Here is a 17,181-nt window from a genome sequence, read left to right on the forward strand (position 1 = left end):
GGGCTTTTGCGACATTCTCCTCTGGCTGAGCGCTTCTGTGAATCGCTACCATCGTAAGCACCGTCGTTATTGGCGTGCAGCCTTGTCAAGTGCTGCGTTTTGTTCAATACCAACCTGAAAAAAGAGATTAGTCCTACATTCGCACCGGCGTTTCTCCTGCGTCGTCGTGGCGACGATTGGCTGATAGAATCGTCCGTCGATTTTTCTGGAGTTTACCGTCGTGATCACTTCCCGCCTTCGTACCCTGCGTGACCATATCCGTTGGGCCGTCAGCCGCTTCCATGGGGAGGATCTGTTTTTCGGCCATGGGACCGACAATGCCTGGGACGAAGCCCGCCAACTGGTGTTGGGTGCATTGCACTTGCCGTGGGAAATCGCCGACAGCTATCTCGACTGCAACCTGGAAGAAGACGAACGGGTTCACCTGCAACAATTGCTCAAGCGTCGCATCGAAGAGCGCGTGCCGACCGCTTACCTGTTGGGTGAGGCCTGGTTCTGCGGCATGTCGTTCATTGTCGATGAGCGCGTGCTGATCCCGCGTTCGCCGATTGGCGAACTGATCGAAAACCGCTTTACACCGTGGCTGGGTACCGAGCCTGCGCGGATTCTCGACCTGTGCACGGGCTCCGGCTGCATCGGCATCGCCTGCGCCTACGAGTTCCAGAAGGCCGAAGTGGTGCTCGCCGACCTGTCGTTCGAAGCGCTGGAAGTAGCCAATCAAAACATCGAGCGCCATGGCGTCGATGAGCGCGTGTACACCGTACAGGGCGATGGCTTCGACGGTTTGCCGGGCCAGCGTTTCGACCTGATCGTGTCGAACCCGCCTTATGTGGATGCCGAAGATTTTGCCGACATGCCGGATGAATACCAGCACGAGCCGGAACTGGGTCTGGCCTGCGGTGATGACGGCTTGAACCTGGTGCGACGCATGCTCGCCGAAGCAGCGGATCATCTGACCGAGAAGGGTTTGCTGATTGTCGAAGTCGGCAACAGCCAGGTACACGTCGAATCGTTGTACCCGGAAGTCGATTTCGCCTGGCTCGAGTTCGAGCGCGGTGGGCATGGCGTGTTTATGTTGAGCGCGGAGCAGTGCCGCGATCATCAGGCGTTGTTCGCTTCACGCGTTTAACCGCTAAGCGGGCGCACCGAATAGCCCGGTGGGAGCGAGCAGACTCGCTCCCACCGGTTTTTCACCTTACCAACTCATGCGCAGACCCACGGTGCCCGTCGTACCGCTCAGGTCATTGCGGTCCAGATTGAAGCTGTATCCGACGTTGCCATAGACGCTGATATCCGACGTCAGTTTGGCTGCAATCCCCGCATCGATGTCAGCGGATGAAGACTTGTGTTCGGTCTTGATCCGGTCCACATCGTCGTAGGTGACGGTGTCGTAACCACCGAACGTACGCCAGAGGTTGGCCCTCACATACGGTTCCAGCGGGATGTTGTCGGCCTGGTAACGCCCCTTGAAACGGGTACCGAGGCGGCCCGTCCAGTAGTCCTGCGAGTCGAAGGACACGTCGGAAATACCGTCGTTCTGATCATCCAGATCGATCTGTTGGTTGATCACCTGTACCTGGGGTTCCGCAACCCAGTTTTCCGAGATGCGAATGGGGTAACCCGCTTCAGCCGACAGGGTCACGGCATCGCCCTTGGTGTCCATTTTTACCCCGCGCTCGGAACTGTTGTCGCCATCCAGGCGTGACCACATCGCCACGGTATCCACATACCAGCCGGTGGGATCTATCAGGGTCCAGTAGGCCCCGAAGTGATCGCCATCGAGTTTCACCCGGCCCGAGCGGCGGTCCTGAAAGCCTTCGGCAAAACCATCGACATCCCCTTGCAGATGGGTGTGGCCGACGAACAGCCCAGCGCGCTGCAATTGCCCGCCGCTGGTCTGTGAGCCGTACAGGTCATGACCGATCTGGAAGCCCTGAAGTGAGCCATCGAAGCTTGGCGACACGGTGCCGGTCCAGTTTTTCTGCAGGTTGCTGCCATAGGCCCGGCCCCAGCCTGCGGGAACGCTGCCGGTTTCGCCCAGCAGGCTTTGTTCACCCTGGCGTTCATGGAAGGTGCCCAGCGCTTGCAAAACCATCAGTTGCGCAGCGGGAACAACCACGGAATACACCGGCACCTCCACGCGATACAGCGGAATCGGGTCTGCGCCTGCTACTGCCTTAGGGATTGGCGGTGTGGTGGCGGCGGGCGTTGGCGACGTCACTGCGGAGATCTGCGTAGGGGGCGGTTCGGTCGGCTCGGTGGGGACAACTGGGCGTGCGGTCGGTGGTTCGACCGGTGGCTCATCCGGATCCACCACCGACGCCGGTTGCTCAATGGGTGGCGGGGCAGGCGGTACGGGCGGCGGTGGTGTCACTGCGGGCGGTACCGTGGGAGGTGGCACGGCCACCACCGAGGATCGCAGGTACCAGTTGTTCTCCGAGCCGGCCGTGACGCCACCCTTGAACAGGTAGTACTCGTAGGCTCCCGCCGAAAGCGACCCTTTCAAGGCAAAGGCATCGCTGCTGCTGGTGGCGCCATTTTGCGCCTGTACCACTTCGATGCCGTTTTGCCGGGTCAACCCGCCAAGTCCGCCCAGGTTGGTAATGCCCAATTGGGTATGGCCGCTGATGGTGCCCTGGGATACCCGAAGTTTGTCGCTGGCCGAACTGTCGTCGCCGAGCACCGTTTGCAGCCGTAATTGCCCGCCGTTGCCGACATAGTTGCCATGAACCGTCAGCGAGTCGCTCGCACTGTTGCTGCCGGTGGTCATGTCGATCGTGCCCGCGTTGTTCAGAGTTGCCCATTGACCCGCGGTAAAGGGACGCAGGTTGCCTTGGGTCACGGCCAGGGTGCTGCTGCCATCAATCGAAAACACGCCGGTTGCGGTCGCGCTGTCACCGAGGAAAAAATCCCCGGCCAGGTCGAAGCGTGAGTTGTTAGTGAGGCTCACGCTTTCCCAACCGATGTATCGGGACGGCGTGGCCGAGGTGGTGTTGGCGAAGGTCAACTGATCGTTACCCAGGCCGCCGTCGATGGACGGTGTCGGTGCCAGCAGGGTTTCATTCAGGCCACCGATCAGCGCGGTGTCGTCACCATCGCCCATGAGTACCGCTGAGTTGATCCGGCCGCCGTTCGTCCACGTGAACTGGTCATTGCCGACGCTGGTGCGGATCTCACCATTGATCACACCCCCCCGAGACGGTGATGTTGTCGTCGCCGCCGCTGGTGCTGATGTTGCCGCCAATGGTGCCGCCCGAGACGATAATGGTGTCCTTGTCGAACCCTGTGACCAGGTTGCCGTCAATCGTACCGCCAGACATGTCGAAAATATTGGTGTACAGCTTCATGTCGACGCGACCGATTCTACCGGCGGTCATCTTCGCGATATCGCCGTCGACAAACGAGTCGACGATTCTGCCCCCTGTCATCAGGAAGGTATCGCGTCCACCCCCTTGGGCCAGGGACTGGATCTGCCCGCCGGTCATGACGAAATCATCGGTACCTTCATCTTGTATCACCGCGCCGTTGATCTGCCCGGCGGATATTTGAAACGAGTCCGCACCATTACGTTGATCTAGCCTGCCGGTGATGAGGCCGGAGTCCATCACTACGCGGTCAATGCCATCGCCGAAGATGACATTGCCGTCGACGGTGCCGGTTCCATTGGCCGGGAAGGTCAATGTGTTGTTGCCGTCGGTGTCGGTGAGTGAACCACTGGTGCCGCTGTCACAGGTGTAGGAAGTGTCACCGACCCCGCTCACCAAGTTACATGCGGCCTGTGCTTGTTGTAATGCCAAGCTTAATATTGACAATGCTCCTGCCTGGAGCACCCCGATTTTCCTTAATCGAATGGCAAGGTTCATAAGATCTCTTGGTTCTGAAGTTATTATTGATTGTGGGGGAACTGACTTCGAGTTTATGTGTAGCTCATGGATATTAAATCCACAAGTTATTGGGTTTTTTTGGGGCGCGCGTGAACAAACTCGTGTTTGGGGGGGCAATGTTTCAAACAATCGATGCCCGCTGCACACTCTCGATCCGCGACAAAATCGTATATCAACAGTCTTGTACAAATCTGAGCTGATGTATCGATAAATGCCGGTCCATTTGCGCGGCGTAATTGCAGAGACCGGCGCTACCCGCAAGGCGCTATGGGCCTTGCTGGGGTAATACTCGACTCTGCCGCGATGTGTTAATACTGGCCAGCTCAAGCCAAACTTTTCGCGCCAAAAACTTATTTCTTGTTCAATATCAAATCAAACAAGAACCGACACCTGAATATTTCGGGTTTAATTTCATGCTCAGATAAGGGGCGAATCAGATCGGTATGCAGTCCGTTTGGACCCTGTGCAATATCGGATATTATTCTTTGAACTTTAGATAGTGTCTCAGAGCCATCATCGCATATACATCCAAAGTTCGAAAAAAGCTCTTTCCCGCCTTCATCAGCGTGGCGCAAGAGGATCTGCTCGCGTTGATCGAACGTTTGCTGGCCGGTTATCCGCTGCCTGCCGTGAGTGCTGCGCAGGGCATTGCTTCTGGTTAATAGGAAGCATTATTATTCGCGCTCTATCTTCACAGCACACCGCAATGACCCCCAAGCTGCCCCGCAGACACGGCTTTTTCGAGCATTACGAAGAGTTGGTTGGCACCTGGACCCGTCGCCTGAGAAATCGTCAGCAGGCCGAGGACCTGGCCCACGACACCTTCGTGCGGGTGCTCGAGTCGGATTCGGCGAAGGTGGAGCAACCACGGGCCTATCTGCACCAGACCGCACGCAATATTGCGGTGGACGGTTATCGGCGTGAGGACCGGCGGAGCGCCATGGAAACCGAGGCGATTGATCTCAGTGAGTCGTCCACCGGCGACCCGGAGCATTTCATGCAGGCTGTCCAGCTTGCCGACTCCATCGAACGGGCGCTCACCGAGTTACCGGTCAACTGCCGCAAGGTGTTTGTCTGGCAGAAGATCGAAGGCCTGACCCAGGCCGAAATCGCCGAACGCCTGGGACTGTCCAAGAACATGGTGGAAAAGTATATGATCCGCACGCTGCGGCATCTGCGCGACCGCCTGGACGGGTTGCAGTCATGATGTGCAGTTGCTTGTGTAGGAGCTGGCGAAGCCTGCGATCTTTTGGCGGCTTTGAGGCCTCTGAAGATCAAAGGATCGCAGCCTTCGGCAGCTCCTGCGCCAGAATTCGGCGTGAATTCCCATCCCCAGCCAAACAGGAACTTCCATGATGGATACTCGTGATTGCGCGTGTGGGCAAACAGCGGTTCGCGATGATGCGGCGCAGTGGTTTGTGCGGTTGCAGGAACCGGTCGTCGATGTCGAGGTGCGTCGCCAGTTCCAGGTCTGGCTGGATGAACATCCTCAACACCGAAAAGAACTCGATGTGCTCCAGGGGTTGTGGACGGCCGCCGACCTGGTGCCGGCCGCGCGATTGCGGGCTTTGTGTGAAGCGCCACCGGAGCGCCACCCGCGCCGTCCGGTGTTGCGTTACGCGGTGGCGGCCAGTGTGTTGGCCGTGGCCCTCGGGCTGGGTTTGTTCAGTGGGTTGAATCACCCTGCACCGTATACCGCCGAGTTTTCCACAGCCCTGGGTGAGCGACGTCATGTGGCATTGCCCGATGGCTCGGTGGTCGACCTGGACAGCCGCAGCCGGATTCAGGTGCGCTTTGAAAACGATCTTCGCAGCGTCGAGCTGACCGAGGGCGAGGCGATGTTCAGCGTCGAACACGACACCAGCCGGCCGTTTGTGGTCGAGGCCGGCAGCGGCAAGGTCACGGTCACCGGTACGCGCTTCGATGTGCGCCGAGGCAGCCGCGATACCCGGGTGGTGGTGGAGCAGGGCACCGTCAAGGTTCAGGGGCGCGAAGCCGCCGACAGTGATTTCATCAACCTCACCGCCGGCCTTGGCACTCATGTCGACGCCCAAGGCAAGGTCGCTGACGCGTATGCGGTCAACCCGGCCGAGATGACGGCCTGGCGCAACGGCAAACTGGTGTTCAACAACGCCAGCCTGGCCGACGTCGCCGAGCAGGTCTCGCGCTACCGCGAGAAGCCACTGAAAGTTGGCAACGCAGCGGTGGGCAATCTGCGCCTGACCAGCGTGTTCAAATCCGATAACACCGATGCGCTGCTCAAGGCCTTGCCGAACATCCTGCCGGTGGCCGTGCGCACCCTCGATGACGGCAGCCAGGAAATAATTTCAAAATAAAATTCAGGTTTTTTTCGAGTTCGTCGTCTTCCTGTTCAACTGCAACTGGTTTGCATTAACAGGCGCACACTCTTGCGATCCACAGGACTACGTTCGACGTGAAGAAATCCACCGCTAAAAATAACAAATCCACCTGGTTGCCCCTGGCCCTTGCGCTGGTCGTCAACGTTGCGCTGCCTCAGGCCCACGCAGGCGAAGCGATCCACATTCCGGCGCAACCCCTGGGACAGGCCTTGAGCCAATTGGGCCAGCAGACTTCGCTTCAGGTGTTCTTCAGCCCCGATCTGGTGGCCGGGAAGCAGGCACCCGCGGTGGACGGCAATATCTCCCCGGAAGAAGCGCTGCGTCAGTTGCTGCAAGGCAGCGGCTTGCAATACCAGATCGATGAAGGTTCGGTGACCTTGATGTCAGCACCGTCCTCGGCGGCCAACGGTCCGCTGGAACTGGGCGTGACCGACATCAAGGTGGTCGGCAACTGGCTCGGCGATGCGGATGCTGCCGTGGTGCAAAACCATCCGGGCGCGCGGACCGTGATTCGCCGCGAAGCCATGGTCGAACAGGGCGCGATGAACGTCGGTGATGTGCTCAAACGCGTCCCCGGCGTGCAAGTGCAGGACGCCAACGGCACCGGTGGCAGCGACATTTCCCTGAACGTTGGTGTGCGCGGCCTGACGTCGCGCCTGTCGCCACGCTCCACTGTGCTGATTGACGGCGTGCCCGCCGCGTTCGCGCCTTACGGTCAGCCGCAGCTGTCCATGGCACCGATTTCCTCGGGCAACCTCGACAGCATCGACGTGGTACGCGGTGCCGGCTCCGTGCGCTACGGGCCACAGAACGTCGGCGGCGTGATCAACTTCGTGACCCGAGCGATTCCGGAGAAAGCCTCCGCTGAAATCGGCACCACCCTGGAAACCTCCCAGCACGGTGGCTGGAAGCACATCGACACGGCCTTCATGGGCGGCACCGCCGACAACGGCATGGGCGTGGCGCTGTTGTATTCCGGTGTGAACGGTAACGGCTACCGTGAAAGCAACAACGGCAACGACATCGACGACGTGATCCTCAAGACCCATTGGGCGCCGACCGATTACGACGACTTCAGCCTCAATTTTCACTACTACGACGCCAATGCCGATATGCCCGGCGGCTTGACCCAGGCGCAATACGACGCCGATCCGTTCCAGTCCGTGCGCGACTACGACAGCTTCAGCGGCCGCCGCAAGGATGTGTCGTTCAAGTGGATCCGGCAGATCGACGATCGCACCCAGGCTGAAGTGCTGACGTACTACACCGACAGTTTTCGCGGCAGCACCATCGCCTCCCGTGACATGAAGACCCTCAGTTCTTATCCGCGCACCTATTACACATTCGGCATTGAACCTCGGGTGTCGCACGTTTTCGATGTGGGCCCGACCACCCAGGAAGTCAGCGTCGGTTATCGCTATCTGAAAGAGGCCATGCACGAGGAGGCCAGCCGTGTGGCGCTGGTCAACAATGAGCCCGTCGTGCGTCCGGGAGCGGACGGCCATGTCTATCAGGACCGAACCGGGGGCACCGAGGCCAATTCGGTCTACATCGACAACAAGATCGACGTAGGCAACTGGACGGTCACCCCAGGCATTCGCTTCGAGCACATCAGCACCGATTGGCATGAGCGTCCGGTACTCGACACCGCCGGTAAACCGGTGCAGGAAAAAAAGCGCAGCATCGAAAGCAACGAGCCGCTGCCGGCCCTGAGCGTGATGTACCACATGTCCGATGCCTGGAAACTGTTCGCCAACTACGAAACCTCGTTTGGCGCCCTGCAGTATTTCCAGCTGGGGCAGGGCGGTATTGGCGACAACACGGCCAACGGCCTGGAGCCGGAAAAGGCCAAGACCTACGAAATCGGTACGCGCTACAACGATGACGTCTGGGGCGGTGAAGTGACGCTGTTCTACATCGACTTCGATGACGAACTGCAATACATCAGCAACGACGTGGGCTGGACCAACCTCGGCGCGACCAAGCACCAGGGTATCGAAGCGTCCGTGCACTACGACATGGCCGCGCTGAACCCGATGCTGGACGGCCTGACCGCCAATGCCGGGTTCACCTATACCCGCGCCACTTACGAAGGCGATATCCCGGGCTTCAAGGGGCGTGACTTGCCGTTTTATTCCCGGCAGGTGGCCACCGCAGGCCTGCGCTACGACATCAATCGCTGGACCTACAACCTTGATGCGTTCGCCCAGTCCAAGCAGCGTTCGCCGGGCACCGGCGTGAACGCCGACGGCAGCTTCAACGGCAACTACATCACAGAAGGCACGGCTGACGGTCAATACGGCGACATCCCGGGATACGTGCTCTGGAACGCGCGGGCCGGCTATGACTTCGGTCCGCAGGTGTCCAACCTGAAGCTCGGCGCGGGTGTGAAAAACATCTTCGACAAGCAGTACTTCACCCGCTCCAGCGACAACAACTCGGGGATGTACGTTGGCGCACCGCGCACGTTTTTTGTGCAGGCCAGTGTCGGATTCTAAAAGCCTTCGCCAGCTCCCTCAGGTGTGCACAGTTCCCTGTGGGAGTGGGCTTGCCCGCGAAGACGGCTTAACAGTCGACGAAGATGTTGCCTGATATACCGCTTTCGCTGGCAAGCCAGCTCCAGGGGGCTTCGGTGAATGCGCTGTTTGTCTTCGTCATCGATCATCAATGTAGGAGCGGGCTTGCCGGCGAAGCTTTTCAGACTTTCAACACCTTCCCGCCGACGGCCACCGCCACCAGCAACACCGCCATCAAGGCAAAGGCAAAACTCAAGCTGCTGCCATGGGCGATAAAACCGATCAATGCCGGGCCCGCCAGAATCCCTGCATAACCCAGCGTAGTAATGGCCGGAACCGCAATGCTCTCGGGCATCACAGTCTGTTTGCCCACGGCCGTATACAGCACCGGCACAATGTTCGAGCAACCGGCGCCGAGCAACGCATAACCCACCAGCGCAGCTTCCCAGCTCGGCGTGAAGGTGGCCAGCAGCAATCCCGCCGCCGCCACCAAACCGCCGAATACCATCACCCGCGTTGCGCCCAGGCGTCGCACGATCTTGTCACCGGTCAAGCGGCCCGCCGTCATGGTCAGGGCAAACGCCGCGTAACCCAGCCCTGCATACGCTGTGTCGATACCGCGCTCCTGCGCCAGGAACACCGCACTCCAGTCCAGCGCCGCGCCTTCGGCGAGAAACACGATGAAGCACATCCCGCCGATAAACAGCACGATGCCGTGGGGAACGGCAAACGCCGGCTCCGAACTTTCGCTGCCGTAGGGCAGCATGTGCGGCACGGCTTTGGCCAGTGCAATCAGCAGCACCACGTTCACCACCAGTGTTGCATTCAGCGGTGAAAGGCCAAGGCCGAGCAGTGCACTGACACCCGCCGCCCCGGCGATCCCGCCGAGGCTGAACAAGCCATGGAACCCCGACATCATGTTCTTGCCGCTGGCGCGTTCGACGATCACCGCTTGCAGATTGACCGTCGAATCCAGCGTGCCGAGGCCTGCGCCAAACATGAACAGCGCCGCGATCAATGCCGGAATCGACGACACCGTCGCCAACAGCGGCAGGGCGGAGCAGATCAGCAATGTCCCGGCGGTCGCGATCCGTCGGCAACCGAAGCGCGTCGCCAGGATGCCGGCCAGCGGCATCGCCAGCATCGAGCCCACGCCAAGGCATAACAACAAAAGCCCCAGGGTGCCTTCATCCAGTGCGGCCCGGGCCTTGGCATAAGGCACCAGCGGCGCCCACGCGGCGATGCCGAACCCGGCGATGAAAAATGCGATGCGCGTGGACATTTGTTCCAGGCGTCCGGGAACGAATGTGGTCTGGGAGTTGAGGCTGGTCATATCAATCCTTGGCAAAAAAACGTCGCGTTTCCAAGGGACAGGGATTAAACGCTGAGGTTCGCTCCGTGTCCGGTTGGTTGCGCGGTGATGCAGGGCGACATCGTTGCACAGCCGCTGCCAGTTTCGCGATATGTTGGGCCCATCCAATGACACGCGGAGGACACCATGGCGCAACGTTACGATGCACGGGGCAATATCTACATCGTGGTGGCGCCTGATGCGTTGCGCCGCCAGGGAATCAATCTGCCCGAACACGCCAGCGACGCAGCGCAACATCGCGAGACCTGGGCGCTGGCAGCCATCGAGGCGTTTTGTACCTGGGCCCCCGGCACGCAACCGCCCGGCGCCAAGGACCATCGCAGTGACGGTTTGCTGGTCGGGCCTTTTCAGACCGCGTCACCCTTCGATCTGCTGATCGTCAACACCGACGGCACCTTTGCCGAGCGCAGTGGCAACGGGCTGACGATTTTTTCCCAGGCCCTCAGCGATCAAGGGTTGTTGGACGAAACCGGTGTGCTCAGGGTTCATCACGACAAGGCGGATACGCCTTCACCCGGCCAGACGTCGGTGAAAGCCGCAGTGGTCGATGGCGTGAAGGGCTTCTGGCTCGACTTGGGCCGACCAGGATTCGGGCCGGCAGCGGTAAGCGCTCACGGGGTTGAACCAACGATGTTGAACGGTCGCGAGCTCAGCCACGTCAGTCAATTGTCGGCATTGAACGACGCCTGGTCGCGCAGTCAGTTCGCGCGGGTCGGCAATCCCCATTGCGTCACCCTCGTGGACAGCGCCGTGGCATTGCCGAGCAATGAGCTGATGCGAGAAGCGGCGTTGGGCGAAGGGTTGACCCGTATCGCCTACGCCATGCCGTCCGGAGCGGGTAAGCCGTGTCCGGCGGGCATCAATCTGCAATGGGCGATGCGGCTGTCCGAGGGGCATATCGAGGCGCGGGTGTTCGAGCGCGGCGAAGGGCCGACCGCTTCTTCGGGCACCAGCGCCACAGCGGTGGCGTGTGCGGCCTGGCGGGTGGGCTGGGTCAGCGCTGGCGAGGTCAAGGTGACGATGCCGGGCGGTACGGCGCCGATTTTGCTGGAAGAGGAAGGGGGAGAGTTGAGTCGGGTGAGCTTGTTTGGTACGGCTCGAATGAGTGATTGATCTTTAGATCCCTATCGCGAGCAAGCTTGCTCCTACAGGTTTGCGAACGACACAAATCCACTGTAGGAGCGAGCTTGCTCCGGGCGGCGATCCGGCGATGGGGCCAACCCAGTCAATGCAAAGCTCAGCTCAGCTCAGACCACTGAACTCCACCACCGGCATCGTCCGCTTCATCAACACCTTGCCGTCGCGCACTGAATACAGCGGCAACCCCTGGCTGCGGATCACTTCATAGTCGCTGTCCGCCGACAAAATCAGCAGGTTCGCCGGTCGCCCGCGCTCCAACCCGTAGCGGTCACCCAGGGCCATGGCCTTGGCGCTGTTGTCGGTGATCAGGTCCAGCGCGCTTTGCAGGTTGCGGTACCCAAGCATGTGGCAGATGTGCAACCCCGCCTCGAGCACCCGCAGAATGTTGCCGTTGCCCAGCGGATACCACGGATCGACGATCGAGTCCTGGCCGAAACACACGTTCATCCCCGCTTCCAGCAGCTCGTTGACCCGCGTCACGCCCCGGCGTTTCGGGAAGTTATCAAAGCGACCTTGCAGGTGAATGCTTTCGGTGGGGCAGGAGACAAAACTGATCCCCGAATGCCCAAGCAGGCGAAACAGCTTGGCGCAGTAGGCGTTGTCGTAAGAGCCCATGGCCGTGGTGTGACTGGCGGTGACCCGCGAACCCATGTCGCGGCTGCGGGCTTCTTCGGCCAGCACTTCGAGAAAACGTGAATGAGGGTCGTCGGTTTCGTCGCAATGCACATCCACCAGGCAACCAGTGCGCTCGGCCAGGTCCATGAGGAACTTCACCGAACTGACGCCCTGATCGCGGGTGTACTCGAAGTGCGGAATGCCACCCACCACGTCCGCGCCCATGCGGATCGCTTCCTCCATCAGTTCACGGCCATTGCGGTACGACTCGATGCCTTCCTGGGGGAACGCGACGATTTGCATGTCCACCAGGTGACGGCTTTCCTCGCGCACTTCGAGCATGGCTTTGAGGGCCGTCAGTTGCGGGTCGGTCACGTCGACGTGGGTGCGAATATGCTGGATGCCGTGGGCGGCGAGGCTCTGGATGGTTTTCCGGGCGCGGGTCTTGGTGTCTTCCTCGGTGATCGTCACCTTGCGCTCGCCCCAGCACTCGATGCCTTCGAACAACGTACCACTCATGTTCCAGCGCGGCTCGCCGGCGGTCAGGGTCGCATCGAGGTGAATGTGCGGCTCGACAAACGGCGGCACCACGAGGTTGCCGCCGGCGTCCAGATCGTCCGGCCCCAGGGTCGGGGCTTCGGTCTGGCGGGCGATGTTGCTGATCAGTCCGTTCTCGAGGTGCAACTCATGCAGGCCTTCCTGGTTGCGCAGACGGGCGTTGATGATGTGCATGAGGTGAGTCCTTTTGGAGATCGTGTAGTCGATACGTTAGCCCGACTGCGGCATTCCCCGCCAGTGACATTGATCAGCGTAAAACGACTGTGGGAGCGAGCCGGTTCGCGATAGCCGTTTGTCTGTCACATTGATGTTGAATGTGCCGACGCTATCGCGAGCAGGCTCGCTCCCACAGGGATTTACATTTGTTTTGCCGTGTTACTCGCCGCGATAGATGCAACCGCTGGTGCATGTCTCGTGGATACGGATCGCGCTGAGTTCCGGCAACAACGGCTTGAGTTCGGTCCAGATGAATTTGGCCAGCACTTCGCTGGTCGGGTTTTCCAGGCCGGGGATGTCGTTCAGGTAGTTATGGTCCAGACGCTCGTACAGCGGCTTGAAGATCGCCTTGATCTCCGAGAAGTCGCGAATCCAGCCGGTGTGCGGATCAAGATCGCCGCTCAGGTGAATCGCCACTTTGAACGAGTGACCGTGCAGGCGCCCGCACTTGTGGCCGTCCGGTACGTGGGGCAGGCGGTGGGCGGATTCGAAAGTAAATTCCTTGAAAATTTCCACAGTGTTTTCAGCTCTGTTCAGGTGGCGTTCGCCGCAGCGATTCGGGCAGGCGGCGAGTTTACCAGTTTGTCCTGACTAAAGGGTCAGCAAGCGTTCGCCAAGGCGACCGTTGGCGGCCAGTTCAAGGAACTCGTCACCCAGGCGACGGCTTTCATCCATCGTCGCACGCCAGTATTTCTGCCGGCCCGGCGCATCGCCCATGAAGCGTTTGAAGTCATTACGGTCCGGTAACTTGCCGTAGGGCAGGCGCGCCAGGTATTCCTTCGACGGTGCCAGCAACAGCACATTCTGCAGGCGTTCCGGGCAGGCGCGGCGCCATGGCAGGGTTTTGTCGAACCAGCCGGGGATCACCCGGTCGGTGAAGTGCGGATAGAGCACGATGTCATTGCCGCTGTAGGGCAGGTCGAGGTGATAGTCCAGCAGACCGCCGTCACGGAAAGTGCCAACGCCGGCACCCGGCAGGTCGCGCACGCCTTCCATCACCATCGGGATCGAGCCTGAGGCCAGCAAGGCCTGGCGCAGGTTGCCGGTGTTGAGGGCGACGAAGCGTGAGGGGAAGTCGTTCAAGGCATCGACCGGCGGTGCCCGTCGCGGGTCATGGATGATCAAACGTTCGAAGTGACGCGCCAGGCGTGCGCGACCGCGCAGGTTGTCAGCGATCACTGAGGACAGTCCCAGACCCAGCCGCCCGCGATGATCGTCCGCGAGCCAACCGTGGCTTTTGACCACCATGATGTTCAAGCGGTAATCGGTGTTGTCGAGGATCGAGGCATCGCGGCCGTCAAGCAGGTCATCGAGCATGCGCTGCGAGCTCTGGCTGATCTGCGCCATGGTCACGCCTTTGGCGAAGTTCTGCTCGGTGTACAACTGCCCGAGGCGCCGGATGCCTTCGGCGGCGTCCGGCAGGCAGGCACTGGCGAAGCGCCAGGACCCCACCGAGGCGCCGATCAGCGAACGTTCCCGGGGCGCCGATGGCAGCCATTCGCCAAACAGTGCCAGGTCCAGACCTTGAATCCCCAGTGCTTTCGGCCCACCCGCCGCGCCGGGCAGGGTGCCGACGTCGGCGGCGTTCAGGCCGTTTTCACGGATACGCGCCAAAGCACGCGGTCCGGCCTTGATCGTCAGGGAAGGAAACTTGATGTGGATGGCGGTCATACCGGTCTCTGTGTCTGGCAAGCGGGGGATTATAAACACCATAATCCCTGTAGGGATTTGCGGTGCGGCCAATAATGGCCATTCAGTTTCAATTAAGTTCATCCAGTTAACGTGGCTCGCGTACGCAACACCGAAAAGAATACGGAGACACCCATGAAAACCCTGACTGCCCTGTTCACCGCGTCCATCATCGGCTTGGCCGCCAGTGTTGCCCACGCCTGTGACCTTGGCCCTGATGAAGCCCTGAGACTGCGTGACGCTGGTACCATTGTGTCTTTCGAGAAACTCAACGCCACCGCACTGGCCAGACATCCCGGCTCGACCGTGACGGAAACCGAACTGGAAGAATCGTACGGCAAGTACATCTACCAGGTGGAACTGCGCGATCCGCAGGGCATTCACTGGGATCTGGAATTAGACGCGGTCAGCGGGCAGATACTCAAGGATCATCAGGATTCGTAATGAAGGTGTTTTTTTCAAACCGATGTTCCGGCGCTCGAATCGCCCTGGTGCTTCTGGCATTTTGCTCGGTGGTGATGGCCCGCGACCTGGATCAGGACGAAGCCCTGCGCCTGCGTCAACAGGGTGTGATCATGCCGCTGGAGCAATTGCTGCAGCAGGCACTGGACCGCTACCCCGACGCGAAACTGCTGGAAGCCGAGCTTGAACAGAAGCACGACGTCTACATTTATGAAGTCGAGTTGCTGACCGCCGAAGGCGTGGTCCGCGAACTGGACTTCAGCGCCACCACCGGCCAACTGATCAAAGACAAGGAAGATTGACCGATGCGTTTGCTCCTGGTGGAAGACCACGTCCCCCTCGCGGACGAACTGTTGGCCGGCCTCAACCGTCAGGGCTATGCCGTGGACTGGTTGGCCGACGGGCGCGATGCGGTGCATCAGGGCAGCACCGAGCCGTATGACCTGATCATCCTCGACCTCGGTTTGCCGGGGATGCCGGGGCTGGACGTACTGGCGCAATGGCGAGCGGGCGGCCTGGCGACCCCGGTGCTGATTTTGACCGCACGCGGTTCCTGGGCTGAACGCATCGAAGGGCTCAAGGCCGGTGCCGACGATTACCTGACCAAACCGTTCCATCCCGAAGAGCTGCATTTGCGCATTCAGGCGCTGTTGCGCCGCTCCCACGGGCAGGTCAATCAACCGACCCTCCAGGCTGCCGGGCTGCATCTGGACGAAGGTCGTCAATGCGTAGTCCGCGACGGCGCCGACATTCAACTGACAGCTGCGGAATTTCGCTTGCTGCGTTATTTCATGCTGCACCCCGAGCAGATCCTCTCCAAAAGCCATCTCGCCGAGCACCTTTACGACGGCGAAACCGAGCGCGATTCCAATGTGCTGGAAGTCCACGTTAACCACTTGCGGCGCAAACTCGGCAAAAGCGTGATCGAAACCCGTCGTGGCCAAGGTTATCTGTTCGGCGGGCAAGCCCGGTGAGGTCGATCCAGCGCCGCTTGAGTCTGGGTTTGATCAGCGTGATGGTGATCGTCGGCCTGGTGCTGGCGCAATCGAGTTTGTGGCTGTTCGAAATGGGTTTGCAGCGCTACCTCGAAGCCGGGCTGCGCAACGACAGCGAGAGCCTGCTGCTGGCGCTGGTGCGAGGCCCGCAAGGCTTGCAGCTGGACGAGCGGCACCTGTCGCCGGCCTATCAGCGGCCATTCTCCGGGCATTATTTCCGCATCGACTTTGCCGACAACCATTGGCGCTCTCGTTCGTTGTGGGACCAGGAACTGCCGCAACTCGATCAGCCGGGCCTGCACAGCAATCTGCAACTGGGGCCCGAAGGGCAGCAACTGTTGGTGTTGCGCACGGACTATCGGCGCCTCGGTCAATCGATTTCCATCAGCGTCGCGCAGGATTACACGCCCGTGCGCGAGAGCTTCCGGCGTATGCAGCAACTGGGTCTGGCGCTCGGACTGGCGGGCTTGCTGCTGATTTTGCTGCTGCAGCGCATCACCGTGCGCCGCGCCTTGCGACCGCTGGAAAAGGCCCGCGAGCAAATCGCGCAGTTGCAGCAGGGCCAGCGTTCGCAACTCGATGATCAAGTGCCGGTGGAGCTGGAACCGCTGGTGGCGCAGATCAACCATTTGCTGGCGCACACCGAAGACAGTCTCAAGCGCTCGCGCAATGCCTTGGGCAATCTCGGTCATGCCCTGAAGACGCCGCTGGCGGTGTTGTTGAGCCTGGCCTCAAGCGAACAACTCGATGCGCACCCGCAACTGCGTAAAGTCCTCAAGCAGCAACTGGAGCAAGTCCAGCAGCGGCTCAATCGCGAGCTCAATCGGGCGCGGCTGTCCGGCGATGCACTGCCGGGGGCGTTGTTTGATTGCGACGCTGAACTGCCGGGATTGCTCGCAACCTTGAACATGATCCACGGCGAACATCTGGCGTTGAGTTATCGCGCACCGGCCGGTTTGCAGTTGCCGTGGGATCGCGAAGACCTGCTGGAGTTGCTCGGCAACTTGCTGGACAACGCCTGCAAATGGGCGGATGCCGAAGTGCGGCTGAGCGTTGTCGAGACGGTCGAGGCGTTCGAACTCAGCGTTGAAGACGATGGCCCGGGCATTCCCGAAAATCGCCGCGATCAGGTGTTCAGTCGCGGCACGCGGCTGGACGAGCAAACCGACGGGCATGGGTTGGGGTTGGGCATCGTGCGCGACATCGTTGACACCTGGGGTGGCCGGTTGTCGCTGCTGGAGAGCGAGTGGGGCGGGTTGAAGGTGGCTATCGAGCTGCCAAAACGCGGCTGAAGCCACACCACAAAAACCTGTAGGAGCGAGCTTGCTCGCGATGGCGGTCTGACCGTCACTTCAATGTCGAATGTGCCGACGC

General features: G+C 60.5%; 13 protein-coding genes and 1 pseudogene. 9 read left to right on the forward strand and 5 right to left on the reverse strand.

Annotated elements, in window-relative coordinates; translation table 11 throughout:
* The first annotated feature begins 220 nt into the window (after positions 1 to 220).
* Complete coding sequence (gene prmB, locus QYH43_RS05645) at positions 221 to 1,129, forward strand: 50S ribosomal protein L3 N(5)-glutamine methyltransferase (RefSeq protein WP_095059187.1); 909 nt, start codon at positions 221 to 223, stop codon at positions 1,127 to 1,129.
* Positions 1,130 to 1,195: 66 nt separating this feature from the next.
* Here the strand turns inward: prmB and QYH43_RS05650 are convergent.
* Positions 1,196 to 3,863: pseudogene (locus tag QYH43_RS05650) on the reverse strand (autotransporter outer membrane beta-barrel domain-containing protein).
* A gap of 727 nt (positions 3,864 to 4,590) precedes the next feature.
* On the opposite strand from QYH43_RS05650, the gene QYH43_RS05655 reads away from it, so the two are divergent.
* From QYH43_RS05655 to QYH43_RS05665, 3 genes are all read left to right on the forward strand, one after another.
* Complete coding sequence (locus tag QYH43_RS05655; protein WP_301156605.1) at positions 4,591 to 5,091, forward strand: sigma-70 family RNA polymerase sigma factor; 501 nt, start codon at positions 4,591 to 4,593, stop codon at positions 5,089 to 5,091.
* Between the two features lie 145 nt (positions 5,092 to 5,236).
* A complete protein-coding gene (locus tag QYH43_RS05660) occupies positions 5,237 to 6,220 on the forward strand; it encodes a FecR family protein (protein WP_301156606.1) in 984 nt (327 codons plus the stop codon).
* Between the two features lie 98 nt (positions 6,221 to 6,318).
* The gene (locus QYH43_RS05665; RefSeq protein ID WP_301156607.1) at positions 6,319 to 8,742 is read left to right on the forward strand and encodes a TonB-dependent receptor; all 2,424 of its coding nucleotides are present in this window, start codon (positions 6,319 to 6,321) and stop codon (positions 8,740 to 8,742) included.
* 199 nt (positions 8,743 to 8,941) lie between these two features.
* Here the strand turns inward: QYH43_RS05665 and QYH43_RS05670 are convergent, their stop codons facing one another.
* The gene (locus tag QYH43_RS05670) at positions 8,942 to 10,093 is read right to left on the reverse strand and encodes an MFS transporter (RefSeq protein WP_301156608.1); all 1,152 of its coding nucleotides are present in this window, start codon (positions 10,091 to 10,093) and stop codon (positions 8,942 to 8,944) included.
* A 165-nt stretch (positions 10,094 to 10,258) separates the two neighbouring features.
* Here QYH43_RS05670 and QYH43_RS05675 point away from each other — a divergent pair, with 165 nt between their 5' ends.
* Complete coding sequence (locus QYH43_RS05675; protein ID WP_301156609.1) at positions 10,259 to 11,245, forward strand: diaminopimelate epimerase; 987 nt, start codon at positions 10,259 to 10,261, stop codon at positions 11,243 to 11,245.
* Between the two features lie 129 nt (positions 11,246 to 11,374).
* Here QYH43_RS05675 and codA read toward each other — a convergent pair whose 3' ends face one another.
* From codA to QYH43_RS05690, 3 genes are all read right to left on the reverse strand, one after another.
* Positions 11,375 to 12,619 carry a cytosine deaminase gene (gene codA / locus QYH43_RS05680; RefSeq protein ID WP_095059177.1) on the reverse strand — a complete coding sequence of 415 codons (1,245 nt, stop codon included), beginning with the start codon at positions 12,617 to 12,619 and terminating at the stop codon, positions 11,375 to 11,377.
* Between the two features lie 201 nt (positions 12,620 to 12,820).
* The gene (gene queD, locus QYH43_RS05685; protein WP_095059175.1) at positions 12,821 to 13,177 is read right to left on the reverse strand and encodes a 6-carboxytetrahydropterin synthase QueD; all 357 of its coding nucleotides are present in this window, start codon (positions 13,175 to 13,177) and stop codon (positions 12,821 to 12,823) included.
* Between the two features lie 75 nt (positions 13,178 to 13,252).
* On the reverse strand, positions 13,253 to 14,332 hold the full coding sequence (locus tag QYH43_RS05690; RefSeq protein ID WP_301156610.1) for a patatin-like phospholipase family protein: 1,080 nt from the start codon (positions 14,330 to 14,332) through the stop codon (positions 13,253 to 13,255).
* Between the two features lie 153 nt (positions 14,333 to 14,485).
* On the opposite strand from QYH43_RS05690, the gene QYH43_RS05695 reads away from it, so the two are divergent.
* The 4 genes from QYH43_RS05695 to QYH43_RS05710 are packed head-to-tail and all read left to right on the forward strand — an operon-like array spanning position 14,486 to position 17,099.
* A complete protein-coding gene (locus QYH43_RS05695; RefSeq protein WP_301156611.1) occupies positions 14,486 to 14,794 on the forward strand; it encodes a PepSY domain-containing protein in 309 nt (102 codons plus the stop codon).
* A complete protein-coding gene (locus tag QYH43_RS05700) occupies positions 14,794 to 15,114 on the forward strand; it encodes a PepSY domain-containing protein (protein WP_095059172.1) in 321 nt (106 codons plus the stop codon). Before QYH43_RS05695 ends, QYH43_RS05700 begins: the two co-directional genes overlap by 1 nt.
* 3 nt (positions 15,115 to 15,117) lie before the next feature.
* Positions 15,118 to 15,786, forward strand: coding sequence for a response regulator transcription factor (locus QYH43_RS05705; protein WP_095059170.1), 669 nt, complete (start codon positions 15,118 to 15,120; stop codon positions 15,784 to 15,786).
* Positions 15,783 to 17,099, forward strand: a complete 1,317-nt coding sequence (locus tag QYH43_RS05710) for a sensor histidine kinase (protein ID WP_301156612.1) — start codon at positions 15,783 to 15,785, stop codon at positions 17,097 to 17,099. Before QYH43_RS05705 ends, QYH43_RS05710 begins: the two co-directional genes overlap by 4 nt.
* Positions 17,100 to 17,181 lie beyond the last annotated feature (82 nt).

This window comes from Pseudomonas sp. C32 (assembly GCF_030417915.1).
GTDB lineage: Bacteria > Pseudomonadota > Gammaproteobacteria > Pseudomonadales > Pseudomonadaceae > Aquipseudomonas.

Bases quoted from the DNA above. Each gene is read 5' to 3' on its own strand.
- QYH43_RS05655 (WP_301156605.1), top strand. From the start codon at position 4,591: ATGACCCCCAAGCTGCCCCGCAGACACGGCTTTTTCGAGCATTACGAA.
- QYH43_RS05660 (WP_301156606.1), top strand. From the start codon at position 5,237: ATGATGGATACTCGTGATTGCGCGTGTGGGCAAACAGCGGTTCGCGAT.
- QYH43_RS05670 (WP_301156608.1), bottom strand. From the start codon at position 10,093: ATGACCAGCCTCAACTCCCAGACCACATTCGTTCCCGGACGCCTGGAA.
- QYH43_RS05675 (WP_301156609.1), top strand. From the start codon at position 10,259: ATGGCGCAACGTTACGATGCACGGGGCAATATCTACATCGTGGTGGCG.
- codA (WP_095059177.1), bottom strand. From the start codon at position 12,619: ATGCACATCATCAACGCCCGTCTGCGCAACCAGGAAGGCCTGCATGAG.
- QYH43_RS05690 (WP_301156610.1), bottom strand. From the start codon at position 14,332: ATGACCGCCATCCACATCAAGTTTCCTTCCCTGACGATCAAGGCCGGA.
- QYH43_RS05695 (WP_301156611.1), top strand. From the start codon at position 14,486: ATGAAAACCCTGACTGCCCTGTTCACCGCGTCCATCATCGGCTTGGCC.
- QYH43_RS05700 (WP_095059172.1), top strand. From the start codon at position 14,794: ATGAAGGTGTTTTTTTCAAACCGATGTTCCGGCGCTCGAATCGCCCTG.
- QYH43_RS05705 (WP_095059170.1), top strand. From the start codon at position 15,118: ATGCGTTTGCTCCTGGTGGAAGACCACGTCCCCCTCGCGGACGAACTG.